This window comes from Streptomyces sp. URMC 129, from assembly GCF_051386415.1.
In the GTDB taxonomy this organism is placed as follows: domain Bacteria; phylum Actinomycetota; class Actinomycetes; order Streptomycetales; family Streptomycetaceae; genus Streptomyces.
The window spans coordinates 1-4,691 of sequence record NZ_JBPQTQ010000219.1 but is presented as its reverse complement, the minus strand read 5'-3'; the positions used below and the strand labels follow the sequence as shown (position 1 = coordinate 4,691).

Here is a 4,691-nt window from a genome sequence, read left to right as displayed (position 1 = left end):
CTCTGGCCGCCGAGCGTGCCCGGGGGCGGTGTCCCGGTCCGGGGCGTCGCCTCCCTGGCCGGGATGATGTTCCCGCGTCGGCCCCCGGTGTGACCGGCCGTGTCAGCCCCGGCGAGGGGGTTCCGTGCCTGGCACGGATCGCTCCCGGCCTACGGCGCGGTGCCCCCGGCTCTCCGTGGCCCAGGGCGTCGCGCCTCTGGCCGGAACGATGCCCCGCCCGCCCCAGGCGCGACCGGGGGTCCGTGCCCGGCACGCATCGCCCCCGGCGTTCGGTGTGGCGCCCCCGGCTCTCCGTGGTCCGGGGCGTCGCGCCTCTGGCCGCCGAGCGTGCCCGGGGGCGGTGTCCCGGTCCGGGGCGTCGCCTCCCTGGCCGGGATGATGTTCCCGCGTCGGCCCCCGGTGTGACCGGCCGTGTCGGCCCCTGCGAGGGGGGCTGTGCCTGGCACGGGTCGCTCCCGGCCTCGGGCGCGGTGCCCTGGCCCTCCGTGGTCCGGGGCCTCGCGTCCTGGCCGCCGAGCGTGCCGGGGGGCGGCGTCCTCCGAGTGAATGAATCGGCAGATGATCCTATGCTCGCGGGGGAGAGTGGCGCGGGCGAAGGGGCGGATCACGGTGGCCGGGGACAGCACACGGCCGGGCGAGGCGGAGCAGGCGAGTCCGGAGCGGAGGTCCGGGTTCGCCGTCCCCGAGGGGCTGTCGCTGCCCGCCGCTCCCCGGCCGGGCAGCGACTTCACCCCCGTACACGGCATCCCGGTCCTCGGCCCCGGCACGTTCTGGCAGGACCGGATGCGCAGCATGGTACGGCTGCCGCTGGCCGAACGCCCCACCCCCGAGCCGCCCTCGCGGGGCGAGGACCCGGCCTCGGCCGTGCCCCGCGTGCTGGACCTGACGCTGCGCATCGGGGAACTGCTCCTCGCGGGCGGCGAGGGCGCCGAGGACGTCGAGGCGGCCATGTTCGGCGTCGCGCACGCCTACGGTCTGGCCCGCTGCGAGGCGACCGTCACGTTCACCCTGATCTCCATCACCCACCAGCCCTCGCTGGTCGACCCGCCGGTCTCGCTCAGCCGCACGGTCCGCCGCCGGGGCACCGACTACACGCGGCTCACGGCCGTCTTCCAGCTCGTCGACGACATCTCGCGCGGCGAGACGACGCTGGAGGACGCCTACGGCCGCCTGGCCACCATCCGGCGCAACCGCCACCCCTACCCCACCTGGCAGCTCACCATCGCCTCCGGCCTGCTGGCCGGCGCCGCCAGCACCCTGGTCGGCGGGAACTGGCAGGTGTTCGTGCTCGCCGCCATCGGCGCCATGGTCGGCGACCGGCTGGCGTGGCTGGCGGCCGGGCGGGGGCTGCCGGAGTTCTACCAGTTCGTCGCCGCGGCGATGGCCCCCGCGCTCGTCGGCGTCGGCTGGGCGGCGGCCCACGCCTCCGGCGCGGACGAGCGCCAGGCCGCGGCGATGATCACCGGCGGCCTGTTCGCGCTGATCCCCGGCCGTGCCCTGGTCGCGGGCGTCCAGGACGGCCTGACCGGCTACTACCTCACCGCCTCGGCCCGGCTCCTCGAAGTCGTCTACCTCAGCGTCGGCATCGTCGTCGGTGTGATCGCGGTCCTCTACTTCGGCGAGATCTCCGGCGTCCGGCTCGACCCCGACGTCGTCGAACGCGCCACCCGCCCCGGCATCCAGCTCGCCGCCGCGCTGCTGCTCTCGCTCACCTTCTGCGTGCTGCTCCAGCAGCCCCGCCGCACCGTCCTGCCCGCCACCCTCAACGGCGGCGTCGCCTGGCTGATCTACGGCGCGCTGCACGACACGGCCGGGCTGTCGCCGTTCGCCGCCACGGCGGTGGGCGCCGGGATGGTCGGCCTGTTCGGGCAACTCCTGTCCCGGTACCGCTTCACCTCGTCGCTGCCGTACGTCACCGCCGCGATCGGCCCCCTCCTGCCGGGCGGCGCGGTCTACCTCGGGCTGCTCGGCTTCGCCCAGGGCAGCGTCGACACCGGGTCGGAGAACCTGCTCACGGCCGTCACCCTCGCCCTGGCCATCGCCATCGGGGTGAACCTGGGCAGCGAGACGGCCCGCCTGTTCATCAAGCTCCCGCCCGCCACCCCCCGCCGCGGCGCCAAGCGCACCCGCGGCTTCTGACGGCGGCCTCCGGGCCGCCTAGTGGGCGAGCTTCAGGCCGATCACGCAGCCGACGATGCCCAGCAGCAGCGCGACCCGCGGGGCCGTCACCGGCTCGCCCCCGAACGCCATCGCCCAGGCCGCCGTCCCCACCGCGCCGATGCCGACCCACACCGCGTAGCCGGTGCCCACGGGCAGGGACCGCAGCGCGTAGGCGAGGCCGCTCATGCTGAGGGCCAGCCCGATGCCGAACACGACGCTCGGCACCGGGCGGCTGAACCCCTCGGACCTGCCCAGCGCGGTCGCCCACACGGCTTCCAGCACGCCGGAGATCACCAGAATCACCCAGGCCATCACAGACTCCCCGCGCCGTCTTGTCATGGCTGGGTACGGCGCACCTCGTCCAGGAGCCGGTCGAGCTCTGGTGTCAGGTTCTCACGGCACCGCCGGTCGCCGCCCGGTTCCCGCCCGTCAGCGGCGGGAGCGCCGGCGGCTGCCGCTCAGTGGCTGTCGCCCGCCGCGGCGGCCCGCTTGATCGACGCCTCGATCTCGGCCTCCGCCTCGGCGCGCCCCACCCAGTTGGCGCCCTCGACCGACTTGCCGGGCTCCAGGTCCTTGTAGACCTCGAAGAAGTGCTGGATCTCCAGCCGGTCGAACTCGCTCACGTGGTGGATGTCCCGCAGGTGCTCCATCCGCGGGTCGCCGGACGGCACGCACAGCAGCTTGTCGTCGCCGCCCGCCTCGTCCCGCATCCGGAACATGCCGATCGCGCGGCACTGGATGAGGCAGCCGGGGAAGGTCGGCTCGTCCAGAAGCACCAGCGCGTCCAGCGGATCGCCGTCCTCGCCCAGCGTGCCGTCCACGAATCCGTAGTCGGCCGGGTAGACAGTCGAGGTGAACAGGTGGCGGTCCAGCCGGATCCGCCCGGTCTTGTGGTCCACCTCGTACTTGTTCCGCGAACCCTTCGGGATCTCGATGGTGACGTCGAACTCCACGGGTGACACTCCTTAACCGATCTGTGCACGCGACAGGTGGTTAAGTGTCTCTCACGCAGGTGTGGCGACGCGAAAGGGGCTGGCCTTACTGTGCGCAGGGCAGCGGAAGTGCTACGTCGGCACCGCGCGACCTGGCGACTCGTCGCGGGCTCGGCCGCCGCGGGGCTCGCGGTGGCCGCCGGGGCGATCGCGCTCGCCGGACCCTGGGACGCGGGCCAGCGCACGGCCGAACGCGACGCCGCGGCGGCCGACGCGGAGCGTCACGGAGCCGGTGCGGAGCGTGTCGGCGTCACTGTACCCGTCGCCGACCCGGTGCTCGCCCCCCTCGACGGGACCGCCCGCGCCGCCTCGCCCGCCGCCGTCGAACGCGAACTCGGCCCGCTGCTGGAGAACGCCGCGCTCGGCGACCGCGTCACCGCCGCCGTCGTGGACGCCGCCACCGGCACCTCCCTCTTCGCCGAGGACGCCCGCTCCGGCCGCCCGCCCGCCTCCACCGTGAAGGTGCTCACCGCCGTCGCCGCCCTGCACGCCCTGGGCCCCGACCACCGGCTGACCACCACCGCCGTGCTCGACCCGGAGGAGGACCGGGTGATCCTCGTCGGCGGCGGTGACGTCACCCTCACCGACGACGACCTGCGCGCCCTGGCCGAGCGCACCGCCGAGGCCCTGGCCGAACGCGGCACCGGCACCGTCCGCGTCGGCTACGACGTCTCCCGCTACCCCCGTGAGCAGAATCACCCCATCGGGGTCAACACCAACATCGCGCCCATCACCCCCCTCCAGGTCAACGAGGGCCGCCTGGACGACAGCACCAAGGGCCCCGCCCCCCGCTCCACCGACCCCGCCGCCGACGCCGCCGACGCGTTCGCCCGGCACCTCGCGGACGCGGGCGCCGACGTCAAGGACGGCTCCCCGGACCGCCGCACCGCCCCCGGGGACGCCGAACGCCTCGCCCGCCACCGCTCCGCCCCGCTCTCCTCGCTGGTCGAGCGGATGCTGACGGACAGCGACAACGACCTGGCCGAGGCCCTCGCCCGCGCCGCCGCCCTCGCCACCGGCGAGGACGCCGACTTCGACGGCGTCACCCGCGCCCTCACCACCCAGCTCGAAGACCTCGGCCTGCCCGTCGGCGGCGTCCGCCTCGCGGACGCCAGCGGCCTGGACCGCGACGGCCGGATCACCGCCCGGCTGCTCACCCAGGCGCTCGCCACCGCCGCCGACCCCGCCCGCCCCGAGCTGCGCGCCACCCTCACCGGCCTGCCCGTCGCCGGCTTCAGCGGCACCCTGGCCGGCCGCTTCGCCGAGCAGGGCGGCGACGCCGCCGCGGGCGCCGGCCTGGTCCGCGCCAAGACCGGCACCCTGACCGGCGTGAACACCCTGGCCGGCACCGTGACGACCCCGGACGGACGCGTCCTGGCATTCGCCTTCATGGCCGACGGGACCGCCAACGCCGACGCGGCCGAGGCCGCCCTCGACGCCGCCGCCACGGCCCTGGCCACCTGCGCCTGCCGCTGACCCCGCGCCCCGCCCGCCGCCCGCCGTCCACGGTACGGCGCCCGCGCGCGGAGCGGATAGGGC

Annotated in this window: 4 protein-coding genes and 1 riboswitch; of the genes, 2 read left to right on the top strand and 2 right to left on the bottom strand. The window is 75.6% G+C overall.

Annotation, left to right across the window (positions count from 1 at the left end):
• Positions 1 to 546 precede the first annotated feature (546 nt).
• Positions 547 to 2,139: a threonine/serine ThrE exporter family protein gene (locus tag ACSNOC_RS26955; protein ID WP_436750191.1), complete on the top strand. Its 1,593-nt coding sequence runs from the start codon at positions 547 to 549 to the stop codon at positions 2,137 to 2,139.
• Positions 2,140 to 2,157: 18 nt separating this feature from the next.
• Here the strand turns inward: ACSNOC_RS26955 and ACSNOC_RS26950 are convergent, their stop codons facing one another.
• Positions 2,158 to 2,472, bottom strand: coding sequence for a DMT family transporter (locus ACSNOC_RS26950; RefSeq protein ID WP_436750190.1), 315 nt, complete (start codon positions 2,470 to 2,472; stop codon positions 2,158 to 2,160).
• Between the two features lie 9 nt (positions 2,473 to 2,481).
• Positions 2,482 to 2,543, bottom strand: a riboswitch (guanidine-III (ykkC-III) riboswitch).
• Between the two features lie 75 nt (positions 2,544 to 2,618).
• Positions 2,619 to 3,113, bottom strand: coding sequence for an inorganic diphosphatase (locus tag ACSNOC_RS26945; RefSeq protein WP_436750189.1), 495 nt, complete (start codon positions 3,111 to 3,113; stop codon positions 2,619 to 2,621).
• 108 nt (positions 3,114 to 3,221) lie between these two features.
• Here ACSNOC_RS26945 and dacB point away from each other — a divergent pair, with 108 nt between their 5' ends.
• Positions 3,222 to 4,628: a D-alanyl-D-alanine carboxypeptidase/D-alanyl-D-alanine endopeptidase gene (gene dacB / locus ACSNOC_RS26940; RefSeq protein ID WP_436750188.1), complete on the top strand. Its 1,407-nt coding sequence runs from the start codon at positions 3,222 to 3,224 to the stop codon at positions 4,626 to 4,628.
• The last annotated feature ends 63 nt before the right edge of the window (positions 4,629 to 4,691 follow it).

Excerpts from the sequence above, each read along its gene's own strand:
- ACSNOC_RS26955 (WP_436750191.1), top strand. The coding sequence starts at position 547 with ATGAATCGGCAGATGATCCTATGCTCGCGGGGGAGAGTGGCGCGGGCG.
- ACSNOC_RS26950 (WP_436750190.1), bottom strand. The coding sequence starts at position 2,472 with ATGGCCTGGGTGATTCTGGTGATCTCCGGCGTGCTGGAAGCCGTGTGG.